Raw genomic sequence first — 22,203 nt, 5'->3', positions numbered from 1 at the left:
GGGACTTGTGGGTCAGGAGACCGCTTGGTGGAGGCGGTCCGCCTGCTTGTCCTTCAGCGGGCCGATCACCGAGAGCGAGGGCCGCTGATCCAGTACATCGCGGGCGACCTCCCGGACCTCGTCCGGGGTGACGGCCGCGATCCGGTCCAGCATGTCGTCGACCGACATCTGGGTGCCCCAGCACAGCTCGCTCTTGCCGATGCGGTTCATCAGCGCGCCGGTGTCTTCGAGACCGAGCACGGTCGAACCGGAGAGCTGACCGACGGCGCGGGCGATCTCGTCGTCCGTGAGGCCCTCGGAGGCGACCTTGGCGAGCTCGTCGCGGCAGATCTTCAGGACGTCGTGGACCTGCCCCGGCCGGCAACCCGCGTACACCCCGAAGAGGCCGCAGTCGGCGAAGCCCGAGGTGTACGAGTACACGCTGTAGGCCAGACCGCGCTTCTCGCGGACCTCCTGGAAGAGGCGGGAGGACATGCCGCCGCCGAGGGCGGTGTTCAGTACGCCGAGGGCCCAGCGGCGCTCGTCGGTGCGGGCCAGACCCGGCATGCCGAGGACCACGTGGGCCTGCTCGGTCTTGCGGTTCAGGAGCTCGACGCGGCCCGCCGCGCGCAGGGTGCGCAGGCCGTCGCGAGGGGCGACGGGGACGGCGTCGGTACGGGTGAGGGCGCCGGCCTTCTCGAAGGCGCGGCGGACCTGGCGTACCACCGTGGCGTGGTCGACGTTGCCCGCGGCGGCGACGACCAGGTGGGTCGGGTCGTAGTGCTTCTTGTAGAAGCGGGCGATCTGGCCGCGGGTGAGCGCGTTGACCGTGTCGACGGTGCCGAGGACCGGGCGGCCCAGCGGGGTGTCGCCGAACATGGTCTGCGCGAACAGCTCGTGCACGACGTCACCGGGGTCGTCCTCGGTCATCGCGATCTCTTCGAGGATGACGCCCCGTTCGGCGTCCACGTCCTCGTCGCGGATGAGCGAGCCCGTGAGCATGTCGCAGACGACGTCGATCGCCAGCGGCAGGTCGGTGTCGAGGACCCTGGCGTAGTAGCAGGTGTACTCCTTCGCCGTGAAGGCGTTCATCTCGCCGCCGACCGCGTCGATCGCGGCGGAGATGTCGAGGGCGGACCGCTTGTGGGTGCCCTTGAAGAGGAGGTGCTCCAGGTAGTGGGTGGCGCCGTTGAGCGCGGGGGTCTCGTCGCGGGATCCGACGTGCGCCCAGATGCCGAAGGTGGCGGAGCGCACGGAGGGGAGGGTCTCGGTGACGATCCGGAGGCCGCCGGGGAGGGTCGTACGGCGGACCGTGCCGATGCCGTCCTTGCCCGGAAGAAGCGTTTGGGTACGGGCGACGGCCCGCCCCTCCGAAGAGGGGCGGGCCGTCGCGCGGGAACTACGGGACGTCACTTGGCAGCGTCGTCCTTGTCACCCTCGGCAGCGTCCTCGTCCGCGATCACGGGGATCAGGGACAGCTTGCCGCGCTGGTCGATCTCGGCGATCTCGACCTGGACCTTGGAGCCGATCGCGAGCACGTCCTCGACGTTCTCCACGCGCTTGCCACCGGCGAGCTTGCGGATCTGCGAGATGTGCAGCAGGCCGTCCTTGCCGGGCATGAGGGAGACGAAGGCACCGAAGGTGGTGGTCTTGACGACCGTACCCAGGTAGCGCTCGCCGACCTCCGGCATGGTCGGGTTGGCGATCGCGTTGATCGTGGCGCGGGCGGCCTCAGCCTGCGAGCCCTGCTGGGCACCGATGTAGATGGTGCCGTCGTCCTCGATCGTGATGTCGGCGCCGGTGTCCTCCTGGATCTGGTTGATCATCTTGCCCTTGGGGCCGATGACCTCACCGATCTTGTCCACCGGGATCTTGACGGTGATGATGCGCGGCGCGTTCGGGGACATCTCGTCCGGAACGTCGATCGCCTCGTTCATCACGTCGAGGATGTGCAGACGAGCGTCACGGGCCTGCTTCAGCGCGGCGGCCAGGACCGAGGCGGGGATGCCGTCGAGCTTGGTGTCGAGCTGGAGGGCGGTCACGAACTGCTTCGTGCCGGCGACCTTGAAGTCCATGTCGCCGAACGCGTCCTCGGCACCGAGGATGTCGGTGAGGGCGACGTAGTGCGTCTGGCCGTCGATCTCCTCGGAGATCAGACCCATGGCGATACCGGCGACGGCGGCCTTCAGCGGCACACCGGCGTTCAGCAGCGACATGGTGGAGGCGCAGACCGAGCCCATCGACGTCGAACCGTTGGAACCGAGGGCCTCGGACACCTGGCGGATCGCGTAGGGGAACTCCTCGCGCGTCGGCAGCACCGGCACGATGGCGCGCTCGGCGAGCGCGCCGTGGCCGATCTCACGGCGCTTGGGCGAGCCCACGCGGCCGGTCTCACCGACGGAGTACGGCGGGAAGTTGTAGTTGTGCATGTAGCGCTTGCGGGTCACCGGGGAGAGGGTGTCCAGCTGCTGCTCCATACGGAGCATGTTGAGGGTGGTGACGCCCAGGATCTGGGTCTCGCCACGCTCGAAGAGCGCCGAGCCGTGCACGCGCGGGATGGCCTCGACCTCGGCCGCGAGCGTACGGATGTCCGTGAGGCCACGGCCGTCGATGCGGACCTTGTCCTTGATGACGCGCTCGCGGACCAGCTTCTTGGTCAGCGCGCGGTAGGCACCCGAGATCTCCTTCTCGCGGCCCTCGAAGGCCGGCAGAAGCTTCTCGGCGGCGACCTCCTTGATGCGGTCGAGCTCGGCCTCGCGGTCCTGCTTGCCGGCGATGGTGAGCGCCTTGGTGAGCTCACCCTTGACGGCGGCGGTGAGCGCCTCCAGGACGTCGTCCTGGTAGTCCAGGAAGACCGGGAACTCGCCGGTGGGCTTGGCGGCCTTGGCGGCGAGGTCCGACTGGGCCTTGCAGAGGGTCTTGATGAAGGGCTTCGCGGCTTCGAGGCCGGCGGCGACGATCTCCTCGGTGGGAGCCTCCGCGCCGTCCGCGACGAGCTGGATGGTCTTCTCGGTGGCCTCGGCCTCGACCATCATGATCGCGACGTCGCCGTCCTCCAGGACGCGACCGGCGACCACCATGTCGAAGACCGCGTCCTCGAGCTCGGTGTGCGTCGGGAAGGCGACCCACTGGCCCTTGATCAGGGCGACGCGGGTGGCGCCGATGGGGCCGGAGAAGGGCAGGCCCGCCAGGATCGTGGAAGCGGAGGCGGCGTTGATCGCGACCACGTCGTACAGGTGGTCGGGGTTGAGCGCCATGATCGTCTCGACGATCTGGATCTCGTTGCGCAGGCCCTTCTTGAAGGAGGGGCGCAGCGGGCGGTCGATCAGGCGGCAGGTGAGGATCGCGTCCTCGGAGGGGCGGCCCTCCCGGCGGAAGAAGGAGCCGGGGATCTTGCCGGCCGCGTACTGCCGCTCCTCGACGTCCACCGTGAGGGGGAAGAAGTCGAGCTGGTCCTTGGGGCGCTTCGAGGCGGTGGTCGCCGAGAGGACCATCGTGTCGTCGTCCAGGTAGGCGACGGCGGAGCCGGCGGCCTGCTTGGCCAGACGGCCGGTCTCGAAGCGGATGGTGCGGGTACCGAAGGTGCCGTTGTCGATGACGGCCTCGGCGTAGTGGGTCTCGTTCTCCACTAGTGGTTTCTCCTACGTGTTCGTCTTTGCGTCCAGGGCCCGTGTGGCCGGGGACGGTGGCGACGGCGGCGGAGAGGCGCGCCTCGGGTGCGGGCCGGTCTTCGATCGAAGCACCCGGTGATTCGTCCGGGGGCCACTACCGAGGACCGGCGGCTGGCCGGCGGCTTCTCGCTCGTCGTATGGGGTTGTGCGACCAGACTAAGCCGGTGCGCACACTTTGTGCACGTACAGCAAAGGGAGCGGCCCCCTGAAAGTGGGAACCGCTCCCTTCGCAGCGTTCTCCATGAAATGGATTACTTGGCGCCGCCGGCCGCACCGCGGCGGATGCCGAGGCGGTCCACGAGCGTACGGAAGCGCGCGATGTCCTTCTTGGCCAGGTACTGCAGCAGGCGGCGGCGCTGGCCGACCAGGATCAGCAGACCACGACGGGAGTGGTGGTCGTGCTTGTGCTGCTTGAGGTGCTCGGTCAGGTCCGAGATGCGACGGGAAAGCATGGCGACCTGGACCTCGGGGGAGCCGGTGTCGCCCTCCTTCTGGCCGAACTCGGTCATGATCTGCTTCTTGACAGCGGCGTCGAGAGCCACGCGGATCTCCTCTAGGTGTTCGTGCGCCCGCGAGTGCCCCTGGTCTTGATCTCAGGGGAAGCTTCCGTGACTCGGCGGGCGAAGGTCCGATGAGCGCAGCTCCCAGATGCTTCCCGACGATGTCGGGGGTCTTCCGGAAGCGCGTACACAAACGGCCGTCACACAGCGTACCAGCTCGCCGGAGCGCCCCAGGAGGGCGACGTCCGCCCTCCTGGGCTCCCCCGGCCCCGTTCCCTACTTGCTGGTGAGGGAGCGGACCGTCGAGAAGACGTCGAGGACGGCGAGGCAGAGCGGGACGAGGGAGAGCAGGACGAAGCCCTCGGCCAGGTCGAGGAGGCGGCCCCAGAACGGGGAGAGGCCCTTCCTCGGGATGATCAGGCCGATCGCGGTGATCAGCGAGGCTCCGGCGGCGACGGACGCGGTGAGCCAGATCGTACGGATGTCCAGGCCGCCCCGGTCCCCGTACATGAGGAGGTCCTTGACCAGGTCGGCCGGCGGGTTGAGGGAGAGGCCGAGGACGAGCAGCGCGATGGCGGCGATGCCGGCGACCAGGACGCAGACGACCTGCGAGGTGTAGCGGAAGAGGCGGGCGCGGAGCAGCATCGCCAGGCCGGCGGCGAGGGCGAGGAGCTGGCCCCAGACGTTTCCGGCGAAGCCGAGGACGGCGGCGGAGCCGACGACGACGGCGGCGCAGCCCCCGACCAGACCGAGGAGCATCTCGTGGCCGCGGCGGGCCTGGAGCGCGATGCGCTCCCCGTCGACGGGCTGGCCTTCCTCGCCTGCCGGCTGCTGCGGGTCGCCGAGGAACTCGTCGTCGGCGGCGCTGCGCGGGGCGGCGTAGCCGATGGGCAACCGGGCGAAGCGGACCGAGAGGCCGGGCAGGAACGCGACGAGGCCGATGGCGACGGGGGCGCAGACGGCGGCCGTCTCGGTGGCGGTGGACTCGGTGAGGATCGCCACGAAGGTGGCGAGGGTGCCGACGGTGGCGAGGAACGTGGCGGCGACGAAGGGCGCGTCTCCACTGGGGGTCAGCGCGACGAGGGCCACCGAGGCGACGAGGACGGTCACGGAGCCGAGCAGGAACTGCAGGCGGCCGGGGCCCTGGCCGAGGTCGGGGCCGACGATGCCGGAGCCGGCGATGAGCAGCAGCGGCAGCGCGCCGAGGCCGAGGGCGACGGCGGTGGCCCGGTCGCCGTACACGCGGGCGCGTACTCCGGCGAAGGCGGTGAGAAGGAATCCGGCGGCGCCCGCGATGATCCCGGGCAGGCTGTGCATGTCGTGCCGGATCGGGTCGGCGAACCAGAGCACGAAGCCCATCAGGACGAGGAGCAGCACGCCGCCGAGGAGTCCGGCGCCGCGCAGCAGCTCGTCGCCCCACAGGTGCCGGTCGCGGGTGACGGCGGAGGCGACGGCGTCGGACACGTCGTCGTAGACGGCCGGCGGCAGGGACTGGGCGAACGGGCGCAGGGAGAGCACCTCGCCGTCGAGGACCTGCTGGGCCGCGAGGGTGCGGGCCCCGTCGAGGACGGATCCGTCCCGGCGGACCAGGTGGTAACCCGTGGGGGTACCGGCGGCCTGTGTCTGTCCGGTGAGTCGCAGGATCTCCGGGTAGACGTCGGCGACGGCGATGTCCTCGGGGAGCGCGACGTCGATGCGGCTGTCCGGCGCCACGACGGTGACGCGGCAGAAACCGGTCGCTGCGGTCGTACTCACGTGTCTGGACCCCCTGATTCGCGGTTGCGCACGATGCGCGCGCCACCCTACCGGGGACGGCGGGTGGGGGCTGCAAGTAGGATCGCCGTCCCATGGGGGAAGTCCGTACGCCCGGCTGCCGACAGGGGTGCCGAGCGGATGCTCCCGCCACGAGCCCGCCTCCAACGAGGGATTGATGCGCCGGTGAGCCAGATCGTCGTCAAACGCCCGCCGAGGTCACTTCCGCCGGAAGTGCCCGGTGAGGAACTGATCCTGGAGTCTCCGCCGGAACTCCCGCGGGGACAGCAGGAGTCGGCGTTGATGCAGCTCCTGCCGATGCTCGGCATGGGCTCCTCGGTCGTTTTCTTCTTCATGACGCCGTCCCCGATCATGCGGATCATGGGCACTCTGATGCTGGCGTCGACGGTCGCGATGGCCGTCGCCCAGTTCGTCAGATTCCGTCGCGGTACGCAGGGGCAAATGTCCGATGTCCGCCGCGACTACCTCAAATACCTCGCGCAGACCCGTCGTACGGTGCGGCGCACGGCCCGCAAGCAGCGGGACGCGCAGCTGTATCTGCACCCGTCCCCCGAGCAGTTGTGGTCGGTCGTGGCCGAGGGCTCGCGGGTCTGGGAGCGCCGGGTCGGCGACCATGACTTCGGGCAGGCGCGGATCGGGCTCGGGGCGCAGCAGTTGGCGACGCCGCTCGTGGCGCCGGACACGGCTCCGGTGGACGAGCTGGAGCCGCTGTGCGCGGGTGCGATGCAGCAGTTCCTCGCGGTGCACGGCACCTTGGACGGGCTGCCGATGGCGGTCTCGATGCGGGCGTTCTACCACGTGACGGTGTCGGGTGAGCCGGAGTCGGCGCAGGCGGCGGCGCGTGCCCTGGTGGCGCAGCTGGTGACCCTGCACTCCCCCGACGACCTGATGCTCGCCGTGGTCGCGGCCCGGCCGGCGCAGGAGCGCTGGGACTGGACGAAGTGGCTGCCGCACACGCAGGTGCCCGGGCAGGTCGACGGGGCCGGTACGAAGCGGCTGTTCGGTGACGACCTCGGCGAGCTGGAGAACCTGGTCCGCTCGAAGCTCGACGGCCGGCCGCGGTTCTCCCGGGACAACCAGCCGGTCCTGGACCAGCCGCACGTGGTCGTGGTGCTCGACGGTGGGATGGTGCCGCCGGACTCGCTGCTCGCGGCGCCCGAGGGCCTCCAGGGCGTGACGATCGTGGAGGTCGTCTCCGGCGACCTCGACGAGCCGCGCGGTGGTCTCTCGGTGGTGGTACGGCCGGGCCGGCTGCGTCTGGAGTCGGGCGGCGGCTTCGCGTACGAGGGGCTGCCGGACGGCGTCTCGCTGCCCGCGGCGGAGGCCCTGGCACGCCAGCTGGCGCCGCTGAAGATGGGCGGCGGGGACGACGACGAGCCGCTGCTGGCCAATCTGGACTTCACGGATCTGCTGAACCTGGGCGACGCGGCCTCGGTGGACGTGGCACGGACCTGGCGGCCCCGCTCGGTGGCCGAACGGCTCCGGGTGCCGATCGGTGTCGGCGAGGACGGCCAGCCGGTCATGCTGGACCTCAAGGAGGCCGCGCAGGAGGGCATGGGCCCGCACGGTCTGTGCGTCGGCGCCACGGGTTCCGGAAAGTCGGAGCTGCTGCGGACGCTGGTGCTCGGTCTCGCGGTGACGCACTCCTCGGAGACGCTGAACTTCGTCCTCGCGGACTTCAAGGGCGGCGCGACCTTCGCGGGCATGTCGCAGATGCCGCACGTGGCGGCGGTCATCACCAACCTGTCGGACGACCTGACGCTCGTCGACCGCATGGGCGACGCGATCCGTGGTGAGCTGCAGCGGCGCCAGGAGCTGCTGCGGTCGGCCGGCAACTACGCCAACATCCACGACTACGAGAAGGCGCGTGCGGCGGGTGCCCCGCTCGAACCGCTGGCCTCGCTGGTCCTTGTGATCGACGAGTTCTCCGAACTCCTCACCGCCAAGCCGGACTTCATCGACATGTTCATCCAGATCGGCCGCATCGGCCGCTCCCTGGGTGTGCATCTGCTGCTCGCCTCGCAGCGCCTTGAGGAGGGCAAGCTGCGCGGCCTGGACACGTACCTCTCGTACCGGATCGGTCTGCGGACCTTCTCGGCGGCGGAGTCGCGGACGGCGATCGGTGTGCCGGACGCGTACCACCTGCCCTCGGTGCCGGGTTCGGGCTATCTGAAGTTCGGTACGGACGAGATGACCCGCTTCAAGGCGGCGTACGTCTCGGGCACGTACCGCACGGGCGGGCCGCGCCTGGAGATCGGGCAGATGCCGGTGGAGCGGCGTCCCGCGCTGTTCACGGCGTCGCCGGTGCCGGTCGTGTACGCGGCGCCGGACCCGGCGTATCTCGCGGAGCGGCGGGCCGAGGAGGACGACGCGCTCGCGGACACCGTCCTCGACGTGATCGTGCGCCGCCTGGAGGGTCAGGGGGTGCCGGCGCACCAGGTGTGGCTGCCGCCGCTCGACCAGGCGCCGTCGCTGGACCAGCTGCTCCCGGGTCTCGCGCAGACCGCGGACCGGGGGCTCACGGCGACCGAGTACACGCGTCAGGGCGGGCTCACGGTGCCGCTCGGCCTCATCGACAAGCCGTTCGAGCAGCGGCGTGAGGTGCTGTACCGGGACTTCTCGGGCGCGGCCGGTCACATGATGGTGGTCGGCGGTCCGCAGTCCGGCAAGTCGACGATCATGCGGACGCTGATCTCGTCGTTCGCGCTCACCCACACCCCGGCCGAGGTGCAGTTCTACTGCCTGGACTTCGGTGGCGGCGGCATGATCTCGCTCGCCGATCTGCCGCACGTCGGCGGGGTGGCGTCCCGGCTGGACCCGGAGCGGGTGCGGCGTACGGTCGCCGAGGTGATGGGCGTACTGAACCGGCGCGAGGAGTTCTTCCGCTCGCACTCCATCGACTCCATCGCGACCTACCGGCGCAAGCGGGCCGCGGGCGAACTGCCGGGCGAGGCCTGGGGCGATGTCTTCCTGGTCGTGGACGGCTGGGGCGGCTTCCGCAACGACTACGACATGCTGGAGCCGATCGTCGCCGACATCGCGGCGCGCGGTCTCGGCTACGGCATCCATGTGGTGATCACCGCCTCCCGGTACATGGAGGTGCGGGCGGCGCTCAAGGACCAGATGCTGGGCCGGCTCGAACTGCGGCTCGGTGACGTCATGGACTCCGAGTTCGACCGCAAGGTCGCGGCGAACGTGCCGCCCGGCGTGCCGGGTCGCGGCCAGGTGCCGGAGAAGCTGCACTTCATGGGGGCACTGCCGCGGATCGACGGATCGAGTTCGGCCGTCGACCTGTCGGACGGCACGGGGGCGTTCGTACGGTCGGTGCAGGCGTCCTGGACCGGGGCTCCGGCCCCCGCGGTGCGGCTGCTGCCGCGCAAGCTGCCGGCCGAGCGGCTCCCGAAGGGCTTCGAGTACCCGCAGCACGGCATCGCGATCGGTATCGACGAGACGAACCTGGAGCCGGTGTTCGTCGACTTCGAGTCGGACCCGTTCTTCCTGGTCTTCGGCGAGAGCGAGTCCGGCAAGACGGCGCTGCTCCGGCTCATCGCCAAGCAGCTGTGCGAGCGGTACACGCCGGAGCAGGCGCGGATCGTGGTGGGTGACTACCGGCGCACGATGCTGGAGGCGGTCGCGCCCTCGCACCTCCTGGAGTACGCGCCGATGGCCTCCGCCATGCAGATGCACATGGACGCGATCAACACGGTGATGACGAAGCGCGCGCCCAAGCCCGACATCACACCGCAGCAGCTGCGGGACCGCAGTTGGTGGACGGGTCCGCAACTGTTCGTCCTCGTCGACGACTTCGAGCTGGTGGCCACCAACTCGGGGAACCCGCTGGCGGTCCTGGTGGAGAACCTGCCGTTCGCGCGGGACGTCGGCATCCGGTTCATCGTGGCGCGCAGCCAGGCCGGTGCCTCACGGGCGATGTACGAGCCGTTCATGCAGCGCATGAGGGAGCTGGGCGCGCAGGGCGTGCTCCTCTCCGGCGATCCGCAGGAGGGCGACATCCTGGGCGGCGTCCGGGCGCGGCCGATGCCTCAGGGCCGGGGCACGTTCGTGTCGCGGAAGCGCGGCACGCCGCTGGTGCAGCTGGGCTGGCTGCCGGAACAGCACTGACGGGCGCGGGATTTCCCGCTGATCGGGTACGGCGGTCCCACTACTGTGGGAGGGACCGCCGTACCACCGCGAAGGGAACGCGCCGATGACCGACGCCGACACCAGCACGACCAGCGCCGACAGCGCCGCCGACAGCGCTCTGGCCGCCGAGAAGCAGCGCCAGAAGGACGAGCTGTACGCGCTCGACATCTCCGGCGTCGCGTGGGAGGGCGCTCCCGGGACGACCCCGGACGAGGAGCGGGTGGAGATCGCCCGGCTCCCCGAGGGGGCGGTGGCGATGCGTTCGTCCCTCGACAAGGAGACGGTGCTGCGGTACACGAAGGCCGAGTGGGACGCGTTCGTCCTCGGGGCCAGGGACGGCGAGTTCGACCTGCGGTGACCCGCGGACGCACGTGAGGGGGTGGCCCGTACGACGGGCCACCCCCTCACGCCTGTCCGCAGGGACTCACATCATGCGGAACCGGGCGGCGTTGCCCTTGTCGGTGTCCTGGTAGCCCACGACCGACTCGTCGAGGAGCTGGGCGATACGCGCCAGGTCCTGGTTCATGCCGGCCATGTCGCGGGTCAGGCGGTCCTGGCTCTCGCGGTAGGCGACCTTCGCCTCGCCTTCCCAGTTGGAGGCGACACGGTTGACCTCGGCCATGAGGTCGTCGAGCTTCTGGGTGAGGGTGCTGGAGGTCAGGCGGGTGTCGGCCGCCGCCTGCGTCACGGTGTCGTAATTGACCGCAGTGGTCATGGTGTTGACTCCTGAAGTGAGAGTGGCGCGGAGGACTGGTTCGAGCTGGTGGCTCAGACGCCGAGGATGGCGCTCTGGCTGCCGCCGCCGCCGCCGGAGCCGCTGTTGTCCATCGTGCGGAAGGACCGCAGACGGTCCTCCTCCTCCTGCGAGAACCCGTCGGCGCTCATGCGCATGATCTCCTCGAGCTTGCTGAGCTCGGCACGCATGCTGCGCAGACGCTGGTTCAGGTCGTTCTGGACCCGGTCGTACTCCTTGCTCGCAGCGCCCTGCCAGCCCGCCTGGACGCGGTCGACCACGCCGTTGAGGGAGGTGATGCGGGACTGGAGCTCGTCGGAGAAGTCCTGGATCCGGCCGGCGAGCTTGACTTGTTCGGCACTGGTTACGTTCAGGTCTTTCGACATCTTGCCCCTTCTTCCTTCGGTGACGTCGACGGCTGGGCCGTCGGGCCATCCGGTCGTGATGCGGACGGGAATCTTCTGATGCCGCCCCCGTGATGGGATCGCACTGTCGTACGCCCAGCGGTCACTTTAGCCATTGACGGCGGCAGTTCCAACTGCAAAGGAGAGTCGGGATACTTGACCGATGCGCGGGTCAACGAGCCCCCCTTCTGCGGCGGCTGTCGCGGATCACGATGGCACTCCCGGCGACCACGGCCACCAGGATGACACCGATCCCCAACGTGTAGGTGGCAAGCCGTTCGGAGCGCTCCTGCGGCGTCTCCGACAGTGCCAGACGGGCCGGCTCGGGAGCCGGCGGCTTGGGCGGGCCGGGGTCGGCCGTGGGCGCGGACGGCGGCGTCCCGGGGACGTCGGCGAGCGCCCGCACCGGGTCGACCACGCCCCAGCCGACGTAGTTGTCGCGCCCGTTGACCGAGCGGACGGCGGTCTGCTCGATCCGGGCGACGATCTGGGCCGCGCTCCAGTCCTTGTGCTCGGCGCGGAGCAGGGCGGCGACACCGGCGACGTACGGCGCGGAGAAGCTGGTGCCGTTGTCGACGCACTGGCCGCCGCCGGGGACCGTGGAGACCATGTCGACGCCGGGGGCGGCGACGCCCACGAAGTCGCCGGCCTGGGAGAACACGGCACGCTCGTTGTTCCGGTCGGAGGAGGCGACGGCGAGAACGCCGGGGAAGGAGGCCGGGTAGGTCTTCTTGAAGGTGCCGTCCATGCCGTCGTTGCCGGCGGAGGCGACGACGACGACGTCGTTCTTGATGGCCTCGGCCACCGCCTTGGCCATCGCCGACTCGGGGCCGAGGCGCTGGGTGGTGTCCTGCGAGATGTTGATGACGTGGGCGCCCTTGGCGACGGCCCACTTGATGGCCTCCGCCATCGTGTCGGCCTTGCCGCTGTTCTTCTCGTCGTTCTGCCGGATCGGGATGATCGTCGCCTCGGGCGCCAGACCGACGAAGCCGGTGCCCTGGCGGGGGCGGGCGGCGATGATGCCGGCGACCTTGGTGCCGTGGCCGACCTGGTCGACGGTGCCGTCGGTCTTGCCGCGCTGCTCGTCGCCGAAGCCGGGGTTCTCCTTGTCGGGCTTGAGGTAGTCCTTGCCCGCCTTGGCGTCGACTGCGGTCTTCAGCTGCGGGTTGACGTCGTCGACGCCCGTGTCGATGACCGCGACCCTGACGCCCTTGCCCTTGGTGTCCTGCCACAGCTCGTCGAGGAGGACCCGCTGGAGCGGCCAGGGGGTGCCCTCGATCTGCTTCTTCATGGGGAAGGTGCACTCGCCGCTGCCGTCGAGGACGGGGCCGGGGCCGGCACGGTGCTCCGGGGCGGCCGAGGCCGCGCCCTGGGCCGCGAGGAGCGCGGTGAGGGTGCCCGCGGCGAGCAGGGCCGCCGTACGGGATGTCGTACGTGACGTCGTGCGGTACGTCGTCGTCACCGGTGCCACCCCCTAGGAACCCTGCGGCTGACGCGCGCTGTTGGTGTCGAGCCGGGGCCCCTTCGACAGGAACTCGGACCATTCCATCGGGACGAGGGCCGGCACGACCTTCTCGTACCCGAGACGCTTCTGGGCGTCGCTGGGTTCCGGGCGTCCGTCGGTCGGCTTCTCCTTGGCCCCGGTGCCGATGTCGGAACGCGCGGAGTCGCTGTCGCCGTTGGCCTGGACCGCGTAGCGGAGGCCCGTGTCGGTGACGAGGAACAGCGAGCCGTCGGGCGTCTTCTGCTTGCCCTGGATCTGGGTGTAGAGCAGGCCGGTGCCGGGGGTGACGTACGTGCTGGTGCCGCCCGCGGTGATGTCGGCGGGGTACTTGGGGCCGGCCCAGGTGGCGAGGGTCGTCTCGCCCTTCTCGCCGACGCGGGTGAGGACGCTGCAGACGGTGTCGCGGGCGCCCGCGCCGGTGGCGCCGTTGACCTGGTCGCTCCTCTTCTTCGGCCAGTTCACCCGGCCGCGGAAGACGGTGGGGTCGGGGACGAAGGAGGAGGCGTCGACGGTGGTGGGCTTGCCGTCCATGTCGAGGGGGCGGGTCTGCGGGGCGTTGATGAGCAGCCAGGCGGTGAACGGCGTGACCGGCTGCACCTTGCCGGGGAGCACGACGTAGTGCTGGGGCCCGGTGCCGGTCTCGGCGAGGAGGATGTTGCCGATCCGGCTCTCGGTCTCGGTCAGGGTGGCGCCGGGGATCTCGGTGGTGCGGCCGACCTCGCCGCTCTCGATGCGCGGGAAGTCGATCGCGTCGCCGGTCTTCAGGGTGGCGAGCCAGTCGTCGGTGACCGCCTGCGGCTCCTTGTTGAGGCCGACGAGCGCGGTGAGCAGTCCGGTGGAGTCGGCCTTCAACGGGTACTTGGTGCCGGTGTGGTCGACGAGGAACTGGGCGGCTCCCGTCTGGCCCTTGACGTACAGGATGTCCCCGTCCTTGAGCCGGTTGCCGTCCTCGGTGAGGGGCACGTCCCGCTCGGCGAAGAGGAAGGTCGCCTTCTGGACGCTGGCGCCCCTGCCCCCGCCGGGCTGTTCGCAGACCGCCCAGCGCTTGGGCTTGCCCGCCTCGTCCGCGCTGGGCAGCCGGTCGGGGGCGTACGGGATGCCGAGGATCGGACCGCGCGGCGGCGTGCCCTTGCCCTTGTCGAGCGTCTCGTCGGCGACCTGCACGACCTGGAACTGGTCGGGGTCGAGGAGGAGCCGCGCGGAGGCGAGGTTGAGCACGGGGTGGAGCAGGGTCTTCGCGTCCTTGCCCTTGCCGGTCTCCAGGACCACGTACCGGGTCGTCGACTGCTTGCCGACGATGACCCGGGTGCCGGGGGTGTCCCAGCCCTTGGGGGCCTGCGGCTTGAACATGCCCCAGGCGCCGAAGCCGGCCACCACGAGCGCGGCGACGATCAGCCCGGGGAGGAGCGCGCGCAGCGGCTTAGGTGCCCCCTCCTCCGTGCCGGAGGGCGAGGGTTGGAGGAATGCCGCCACCGTGCGCTTCTTCGCAAAGGTGTACGCGTTGAGCTCGTCCCGGCGCGATGCCATGAGTCCCCATTCTCGTCAGGCGCGATCTTCGCGCGGGAGCCGGGGGAGGTGACACCCGGGCCCCGGCCGACGGACCGGCCCCCTACTATGCCTGCTGTCCCGTGGTGTTCGTGGGGCGGGTAGGGTGATCCGGCCGCCAAAGCCCTGGCGGGCCAGGGTGATCGGGATGAATTGAGGGGGATTCTCCATCATGGTTTCCGCGACGCGGACGCGGCCCGCCGCGGCCACCGCCTCCGCACCCCCGTCCACGGGACCTGTTTCCTCGGTCTCACCGAGGCTCCAGGCGCGCCCGGGACACTTCGGTTCGTTCCAGTTGCAACAGCTCGTACTGATCGAGGTGGCGGCGGCTCTGCTCGTCGTCGCCTATGTCATCGACCGGATGCTGCTGGTGCCCGCGGGCGTGGTCGCCGTCGTGCTCGTCCTGCTGGCGGTCGTCCGCCGGCACCGCCGCTCGCTGCCCGAGTGGCTCGGTACGTTCCTCGCGCTGCGGGCCCGTTCCCGCCGGGCGTCCTCGTTCACGGTGCCGGAGGGCACGGAGCCGGGGCTCGCGCCGGTCGTGGAGTGCGACCCGGCGCTGCGGACCTACGCGTACAGCGACCGTGACCGGCGACCGGTCGGCATGGTCGGCGACGGCACCTTCCTGACCGCGGTCCTGCGGGTCGAGTCGGACGGCACGGCGCTGCGCCCGGACCGGGCGGCGCGCCCGCTGCCCGTGGGGATCGTCCGGGACGTCCTGAGCGTGGACGGCATCCGCCTGGAGTCGGCGCAGATCGTGCAGCACACGCAGCCGGCGCCCGCGCCGCACCTGCCCGCGCAGTCGATGGCCGCGCGCAACTACGGACCGCTCCAGGCCCAGACGGGTTCGCCCGCCGTACGGATCACCTGGATCGCCCTCAAGCTCGACCCCGAACTCTGCCCGGAGGCGGTCGCCGCGCGTGGCGGCGGCATGGCGGGCGCGCAGAAGTGCGTGGTGCGGGCGGCGGACCAGCTGGCGAGCCGGCTCGCGGGCGCAGGGTTCTCGGCGAGCGTGCTGACGGAGCAGGAACTCGTCTCGGCGCTCGCCACCTCGACCTGCGCCAGCCCGATGGCGATAGCGCAGGCGGGCCGGGGGCAGACGCAGGGCCGGCGGACCCAGGAGACCGCGCGGACCTGGCGGGTGGACGACCGGCGGCACACGACGTACTGGGTGGGGCGCTGGCCCCAGCTGGGCGGCCAGGGCGGTTCGGGGGCCTCGATGCCGCAGCTGGTGGCCCTGCTGACCTCGCTGCCCGCGCTCGCGACGACGTTCAGCCTGACGCTGAGCGGCGGGGACCGGCAGGAGGTGACGGTGACCGGACACGTACGGATCACCGGGCGCAGCGACGAGGAACTGGTCGCCGCGCGACACGAACTGGAGCGCGCGGCGCGCGGGGTGAGGACGGGACTCGTGCGACTCGACCGTGAACAGGTGCCCGGCATCCTCGCGACGCTTCCGCTGGGAGGTGCGCGCTGATGTCCCATGCCGCTTCCTCTTCCTCCTTCGGTACGCCGGCCGGCTCCGGCGGCTCGGGCAGGGCCGCCTCCCGGGGTACGGGTTCCCGGGGTGCGGGCCGGGCCACGAAGCCCCGGTTCGGCTTCGGGCTCGTCGGGCCGCGCCGCGACCGGCACTCCGTCCCCCTCGACCAACTCGAAGCACTGGCCCTGCCGGTCGGCGACGACGGCGTGGTGATCGGCGTCGACGCCGAGAACCGGCCCGCCGTGCTCGGCATCAACCGGCCCGTCCCGTACGACATCACGCTCATCGGCGGCCTCTGGACGGCGCAGGTGCTGGCCCTCCGGGCCGCCGCGACGGGTGCCCGGGTGGCGGTCGAGACCGGCCGCGCGCAGGCCTGGACGGCGCTCGCCCAGGCCGCCGGCGGCGGACAGCCGTGCATCTCGCTGCACGACGTGGGGCGCGTGCCGCCGCAGGGCGCGTCCGCGGGCAGTCCGGTGGTCGTGGTCCGCGACTGCGGCATGCGGCCGCCACGCGGCCGGGTCGTGTCGGCGCCCTGGCAGTCGGTGGTGACGCTGCTGCCCTATCTGAGCCCGGTCGCGCCCCGGCTCCTGGAGAAGTCCTCCCTGGTCGGCGTCCAGCGGGTGTCGCCCGACGAGGCCACGCAGATCGGCCGCATCATGAGCCTGCCGCGCCACGAGTACGAGGCGCTGTCCACGCTCGCGGACGGAGTGACGCTCTGGTGTACGCCGAGCGACCGCCAGTTCGTCATGACGCAGGGGACCGACGCCGAGACCGGATTGTTGGGCGCCGCGCGCAGGATGGACTGAACGGCACGAAGTCGTTCAAGTACGTCCGTTTTTGCATCGTTTTGAACGGTCGGGGTTCTCACTCTGCGGCGCGGCCGGGTCACTTGGCGACCGGACCGGGTCACGGGGACAGGCGCGGAGGGGCCGTCGGGCCTGCCCGGGGGTTGCCCGCGCCGATTAGGGTGGAAGAGCCCCGCCCACAACGGCACAAGGGTGCTCGACCACACCAGGAGGCAAAGTGAACGGCGATCGCGACGAGATCCACGGGGGTTGGAGTCCGCCCGCCGACGATCAGTCCGACGCGGATCCCGCCGAGATGACGGGTGAGTTCACCATCGACTACACCCCGCCGGCCTGGTACACGCAGAACGCGTCGGGCGGTGCGGGGGCCGGCGGTGCCACTCCCCCGCCACCGAGCGGAGCGCCGGTCCCCGTACCGGGCCTCCCGGCGGGCAGCGGCTTCGAGCCGAGCTGGAACGCGGGGACTCCGCCGACGGGCGTGCCCCTGCCGGGTACGCCCGAGGTGGGTACCCCGGGCGTGGGTGGACCCTCGGTGGGTACGCCTGCGGGTGCCGGGCACGGTGCGCCTCCGGTGGGGGTGCCTCCCGTGGGAATGCCTCCGGTGGGGGTGCCTCCCGTGGGAATGCCTCCCGTGGCCGTGCCTCCGGCTGTCGCGCCGCCCGCTGTGACGCCTCCCCTTGCTACGCCTCCGGTCGCCGGGGGTCCGGTCGCCGCGGCCGATGCCTCGGCGCCGGGTGCCTTCCCGCCGCCCGCCCCGCTGCCGGGCGCTTCGGTGCCGACTCCCGCGCGCGCGCCCGAGGTGTCCGCGCCCGCGACGCCCTTCGGGGGCGGGGACGTCGAGAGCGGCGCGACCATGCGCTTCTCCCCCGCCGCGCTCCAGCGCGAGATCGCGGAGCGCACGGCGGAGGCCACCCCCGCCACCGCCTCCACCTCCGCCACCACGACGCCCGATGAGGGCGCCTCGGACGCGACGGACACGGGCCAGGACCAGGTCGGGTCCCCCACACCGGACGCCACCGCCACCACCACCGCCACCGACGAACCGACCGCGACCGCAACCGCCGACGACAGCGCCGCCCACCCCGCCGAGGGTGCGGACGCCGACGTACCGGCCGAGGTCGAAGCGGCCCACGAGCCGGAGTCCGGCGCGGAAGGCGCCCTGTCAGCCGAGGCACCGGAACCTCACGACGCGGCCACGACCGACCAGTCGGCCGATGTCGTGGCGACCACGCACGCGGGCGACGTCGAGGCGGACTCCGAGCCGGTCACCGACGTCGTGCCGGCGGACGCCTCAGGCGACTCCGTGCGCCCGGACGCCCTCCCGGCCGCTCCCGAGGCCCTCACGGAGCCGACGGCTCCCGCCCCCTACCCGCCGGCCGACGCCGCACCGCAGGGCTTCGGCCCCGATGCGGCTCCCGGCCCGTTCCCCGGCGCCGCTCCCGCGCCCGTGCCCGGGCAGCCCTTCCCGGCCGGCGGGCCGCAGGCAGGCGCCGGGTTGCCGCCGCTGCCGCCGTCGTTCCAGCCGGCCGCTCCCGGGCCCGCCCAGCAGTGGCCCGCGCAGCCGGCCCCGGGCGCCCAGCCGCAGCCCCAGGCCGCACCGTTGCCGCCCGCCGCAGCCTGGCCGGCGCCCACGGCTCCCGCCGCGCCCGGTCCCGTACCGCCGCAGGCCCAGCCGCAGCCCCAGGCCCCCGGCGCCTACGGCTACCCGCACGCTCCGCAGGCCCAGCAGGCGCCGTACGACCAGCCCCAACCCCAGCCCCATACGTCCGGTGCTTACGGCTACCCGCAGGCGCCGCAGCCTCCCCAGGCCCCGCAGCCCCAGCCCCCTGCCCCCGCGCCCCAGGGCGGCTACGGCTTCCCGCATCCCGGGTCGCCTCCGCAGGAGTCCGGTTACGGCTACCCGCAGCAGCCCGGGGTCCCCGGTGGCGTGCCGCCGCAGGCGCAGGGCGGGTACGGCTACCCGCACCCCGCCGCCGTGCCCCCGCAGGCCGCGGCCCCCCAGCCGCCGCAGGACGGGCAGCCCGTCGACCCGCGGACCGGGGCCGCCTGGCCCTCGCCCGTGACGCACGATCAGCGGGAGCGGTCCGTGCCGGGCGCCCCGCTCGGGTACAACGCGGCCGTCGAGCTGTCCTCGGACCGCCTCCTGCGGAACAACAAGCAGAAGCCCAAGTCCAGCCGGGCGCCCGGCGGCGCCGCCGCCCGTTTCAAGCTCGGCGGGAAGAAGGAGGAGGCGGAGCGGCAGCGCAAGCTGGAGCTGATCCGGACGCCCGTCCTCTCCTGCTACCGGATCGCGGTCATCTCGCTCAAGGGCGGTGTCGGCAAGACCACGACGACGACCGCGCTCGGCGCGACCCTGGCGACCGAGCGGCAGGACAAGATCCTGGCGATCGACGCCAACCCGGACGCGGGCACCCTGGGCCGCCGTGTGCGGCGCGAGACCGGGGCGACCATCCGTGACCTGGTGCAGGCGATCCCGTACCTCCACTCGTACATGGACATCCGCCGGTTCACCTCGCAGGCGCCGTCGGGTCTGGAGATCCTCGCCAACGACGTGGACCCGGCCGTCTCGACGACGTTCAACGACGAGGACTACCGGCGGGCGATCGACGTCCTGGGCAAGCAGTACCCGATCATCCTCACCGACTCGGGTACGGGTCTGCTGTACAGCGCCATGCGCGGGGTGCTCGACCTCGCCGATCAGCTGATCATCATCTCCACGCCCTCCGTGGACGGCGCGTCCAGCGCGTCGACGACGCTGGACTGGCTCTCCGCGCACGGCTACGCGGACCTGGTGCAGCGCTCCATCACGGTCATCTCCGGGGTCCGCGAGACCGGCAAGATGATCAAGGTCGAGGACATCGTGCAGCACTTCCAGACCCGTTGCCGCGGTGTCGTGGTCGTGCCCTTCGACGAGCACCTGTCGGCCGGTGCCGAGGTGGACCTCGACATGATGCGGCCGAAGACCCGGGAGGCGTACTTCCACCTCTCGGCGATGGTGGCCGAGGACTTCGTACGGGCGCAGCAGGTACAGGGCCTGTGGACCGGTGACGGCCAGGGCGCGCTGCCCCCGCACATGGCTCCGCCGATGCCGGGCCACCAGACGCCCGGTCAGCCCATGCCCGGCCAGCCGATGCCGGGGCAGTTCGCGCCCGGTCAGCCGGCGCCGGGGCAGCCCTACGGGGCCCAGCCCGGGCAACCGATGCCCGGACAGCCCGCCCCCGGACAGCCGTACCCGCAGCAGCCCTACGGACAGCAGCCGGCGCCCGGGCAGCCGTACGGCGCGCAGCCCGCGCCCGGACAGCCGTACGGGGCCCAGCCGCTGCCCGGTCAGCAGGCGCACGGTCAGCAGCCCATGCCGGGGCAGCCGACGCCCGGTCAGCCCGCGCCGGGTCAGCCGTACGGAGCACAGCCCGCGCCCGGACAGCCGTTCGGCGCGCCTCCCGGCCAGCCCGGCATGCCCCAGGGCTGGCAGCAGCCGCAGCCCGGTCAGCCGCTGCCTCCGCAGGCCGGTCCGCAGGATCACGGTCAGGGACAGCCGCAGGGACAGGGTCAGGGCCATGACCAGGGACAGGGGCAGGTCCCGCCGCCGAACTGGCCCCGGCAGCAGCCTCCGCAGGCTCCGCCAGCCCCTCAGCAGTAAGGCGTCACAGGAGTAGACCAATGAGGCCCCGTACCGGTTCCCCGGTACGGGGCCTCTTGGCATTCCCGCAGTCCACAAGGGGTTTGAGGGATCGTTGACGACGGCAGACCCCCGCTGATAAACCTTCGCTTCACTCACCGTCAGCCCAAGATCCACGACAGATCCCCCGACGCGAGGTCACGTCCCATGGTCATGGTCACGAAGGCTCCACCCCGTCCCACCCCCGCCCACAGAGCGCTCCGTCTGCTGCTCGCCTCCGGTGTCACCGCCGTCTCGCTCGTGGCCGTCCCCGGTACCGCCGCCGCGGAGGACGACAAGTCCGCGGGGAACACGCTCACCGTCGCCGTCTCGCAGAGCATCGACTCGCTGAGTCCGTTCCTCGCCCAGAAGCTCACCTCGACCAGCATCCACCGGCTGGCGTACGAGTACCTCACCAACTACGACGCGAAGGACGCCCGCACGATCCCGGGCCTGGCGACCGCGTGGACCCCGTCGGCGGACAAGCTGACGTGGACGTACACGATCCGCGGGGACTCGACCTGGTCCGACGGGAAGCAGGCCACCGCCGAGGACGCGGCCTGGACCTTCAACAAGATGATGACCGATCCGAACGCCGCCACCGCCAACGGCAGCTTCACGGCCAACTTCGCCCAGGTCACCGCGCCCGACCCGAAGACGCTCGTCATCCGGCTGAAGAAGCCGCAGGCGACGATGACCGCGCTCGACGTGCCGATCGTGCCGAAGCACGTCTGGGAGAAGGTCGGCGACTTCTCGAAGTTCAACAACGACAAGCAGTTCCCCATCGTGGGCAACGGCCCGTTCGTCATCACGGACTTCAAGGTCGACCAGTACATCAAGCTCAAGCCGAACAAGACGTTCTGGCGGGGCGCACCGAAGTTCGACGAGCTGGTGTTCAAGTACTACAAGGACGGGGACGCGGCCGTCGCCGCCCTCCAGAAGGGCGAGGTGTCCTTCGTACCGAACCTGACGCCCGCCCAGGCCGCCGCACTCAAGACCCAGAAGAACATCAAGGTCAACGACGCCCCCGGCCGCCGCTTCTACGCCATCGCCACCAACCCGGGCGCCAAGGCCCAGGACGGCAAGACCTTCGGCAACGGCCACAAGGCGCTGCTCGACCCGGAGGTGCGCAAGGCGCTCTTCCTGGCGGTCGACCGCACCACCCTCGTCGACAAGGTCTTCCAGGGCCACGCGGTCGAGGGCGAGGGCTACATCCCGCCCCGCTTCGGCTCGTACTTCTGGAAGCCCGAGGGCGAGCAGAAGCGGTCGTACGACCCCGTCGCGGCGGAGAAGATCCTCGACGCGGCCGGGTACCGGAAGAACGGCGACGGCAAGCGGGTCGGCAAGGACGGCAAGCCGCTGGACTTCCGGATCCTCTGTCATGCCACCGACCCGAACGACAAGGCGGTCGGCAAGTACCTCCAGGAGTGGTGGGGCAAGCTGGGCATCGGCCTGAAGGTCGACTGCCTGGACAGCGTCTCCGACCCGTGGGTCAAGGGTGACTACGACCTCGCGTTCGACGGCTGGTCGGTCAACCCCGACCCGGACTACGTCCTGTCGATCCACACCTGCGGCACGCTCCCCGCGACACCGAAGGACTCCGGGGCCACCGACAACTTCATCTGCGACCAGGAGTTCGACGGCCTCTACGCGCAGCAGGCGGTGGAGTACGACGCCGCCAAGCGGGCGGATCTGGTGAAGCAGATGCAGTCCCTGCTGTACGACACGGGGTACATGAACATCATGGCCTACCCGAACGCCCTCGAGGCGTACCGCACGGACCAGATCAAGTCCATCACGACCATGCCCGAGGCCGCCGGCAACCTGTGGGGCCAGGACGGCTACTGGAGCTGGTGGTCGGCCGCGCCCGCGGCCTCCGTCTCCGGGGACTCGGACGGGGGCGGCTCGTCCACCGGCGTGATCGTCGGGATCGGCGCGGCCGTGGTCGTCGTGGTCGGCCTCGGCGTCTTCCTCGGTCTCCGTCGCCGCTCCACCGCCGACGACCGCGAGTAG

At 71.4% G+C, this 22,203-nt stretch carries 14 protein-coding genes; 6 read left to right on the top strand and 8 right to left on the bottom strand.

Annotated elements, in window-relative coordinates; translation table 11 throughout:
* Positions 1-12 precede the first annotated feature (12 nt).
* The 4 genes from OG462_RS31405 to eccD form a co-directional block, all read right to left on the bottom strand.
* Complete coding sequence (locus OG462_RS31405) at positions 13-1,392, bottom strand: M16 family metallopeptidase (protein WP_406062749.1); 1,380 nt, start codon at positions 1,390-1,392, stop codon at positions 13-15.
* Entirely contained in the window at positions 1,389-3,608 is a 2,220-nt protein-coding gene (locus OG462_RS31400) for a polyribonucleotide nucleotidyltransferase (RefSeq protein WP_406062747.1), read from the bottom strand. The genes OG462_RS31405 and OG462_RS31400 overlap by 4 nt, the downstream gene beginning before the upstream one ends.
* Before the next feature lie 293 nt (positions 3,609-3,901).
* The gene (rpsO, locus tag OG462_RS31395; RefSeq protein ID WP_406062745.1) at positions 3,902-4,192 is read right to left on the bottom strand and encodes a 30S ribosomal protein S15; all 291 of its coding nucleotides are present in this window, start codon (positions 4,190-4,192) and stop codon (positions 3,902-3,904) included.
* Between the two features lie 234 nt (positions 4,193-4,426).
* Positions 4,427-5,905 (bottom strand): type VII secretion integral membrane protein EccD, encoded by a 1,479-nt coding sequence (gene eccD / locus OG462_RS31390; protein ID WP_406062744.1) that lies wholly within the window; start codon positions 5,903-5,905, stop codon positions 4,427-4,429.
* 183 nt (positions 5,906-6,088) lie between these two features.
* Here eccD and eccCa point away from each other — a divergent pair, with 183 nt between their 5' ends.
* A complete protein-coding gene (gene eccCa / locus OG462_RS31385) occupies positions 6,089-10,042 on the top strand; it encodes a type VII secretion protein EccCa (RefSeq protein WP_406062742.1) in 3,954 nt (1,317 codons plus the stop codon).
* An 85-nt stretch (positions 10,043-10,127) separates the two neighbouring features.
* A complete protein-coding gene (locus OG462_RS31380; protein WP_406062740.1) occupies positions 10,128-10,421 on the top strand; it encodes a DUF397 domain-containing protein in 294 nt (97 codons plus the stop codon).
* 66 nt (positions 10,422-10,487) lie between these two features.
* Here OG462_RS31380 and OG462_RS31375 read toward each other — a convergent pair whose 3' ends face one another.
* The 4 genes from OG462_RS31375 to eccB form a co-directional block, all read right to left on the bottom strand.
* The gene (locus OG462_RS31375; RefSeq protein ID WP_384898524.1) at positions 10,488-10,778 is read right to left on the bottom strand and encodes a WXG100 family type VII secretion target; all 291 of its coding nucleotides are present in this window, start codon (positions 10,776-10,778) and stop codon (positions 10,488-10,490) included.
* Between the two features lie 53 nt (positions 10,779-10,831).
* Positions 10,832-11,182, bottom strand: a complete 351-nt coding sequence (locus OG462_RS31370) for a WXG100 family type VII secretion target (protein ID WP_406062738.1) — start codon at positions 11,180-11,182, stop codon at positions 10,832-10,834.
* Positions 11,183-11,372: 190 nt separating this feature from the next.
* Positions 11,373-12,491 (bottom strand): type VII secretion-associated serine protease mycosin, encoded by a 1,119-nt coding sequence (mycP, locus tag OG462_RS31365; protein ID WP_406066803.1) that lies wholly within the window; start codon positions 12,489-12,491, stop codon positions 11,373-11,375.
* A gap of 183 nt (positions 12,492-12,674) precedes the next feature.
* Positions 12,675-14,231, bottom strand: a complete 1,557-nt coding sequence (gene eccB, locus OG462_RS31360; RefSeq protein ID WP_406062736.1) for a type VII secretion protein EccB — start codon at positions 14,229-14,231, stop codon at positions 12,675-12,677.
* 190 nt (positions 14,232-14,421) lie between these two features.
* On the opposite strand from eccB, the gene eccE reads away from it, so the two are divergent.
* From eccE to OG462_RS31340, 4 genes are all read left to right on the top strand, one after another.
* The gene (gene eccE, locus OG462_RS31355; RefSeq protein ID WP_406062734.1) at positions 14,422-15,723 is read left to right on the top strand and encodes a type VII secretion protein EccE; all 1,302 of its coding nucleotides are present in this window, start codon (positions 14,422-14,424) and stop codon (positions 15,721-15,723) included.
* Positions 15,723-16,532 (top strand): hypothetical protein, encoded by an 810-nt coding sequence (locus OG462_RS31350; RefSeq protein ID WP_406062732.1) that lies wholly within the window; start codon positions 15,723-15,725, stop codon positions 16,530-16,532. Before eccE ends, OG462_RS31350 begins: the two co-directional genes overlap by 1 nt.
* A 217-nt stretch (positions 16,533-16,749) precedes the next feature.
* Complete coding sequence (locus tag OG462_RS31345) at positions 16,750-20,172, top strand: SCO5717 family growth-regulating ATPase (protein WP_406062730.1); 3,423 nt, start codon at positions 16,750-16,752, stop codon at positions 20,170-20,172.
* A 192-nt stretch (positions 20,173-20,364) separates the two neighbouring features.
* Positions 20,365-22,203 carry an ABC transporter substrate-binding protein gene (locus OG462_RS31340; RefSeq protein WP_406066802.1) on the top strand — a complete coding sequence of 613 codons (1,839 nt, stop codon included), beginning with the start codon at positions 20,365-20,367 and terminating at the stop codon, positions 22,201-22,203.

Origin of the sequence: Streptomyces sp. NBC_01077 (assembly GCF_045162855.1) — a bacterium.
GTDB lineage: Bacteria > Actinomycetota > Actinomycetes > Streptomycetales > Streptomycetaceae > Streptomyces.
This window is presented reverse-complemented; position numbering and strand designations above follow the sequence as displayed.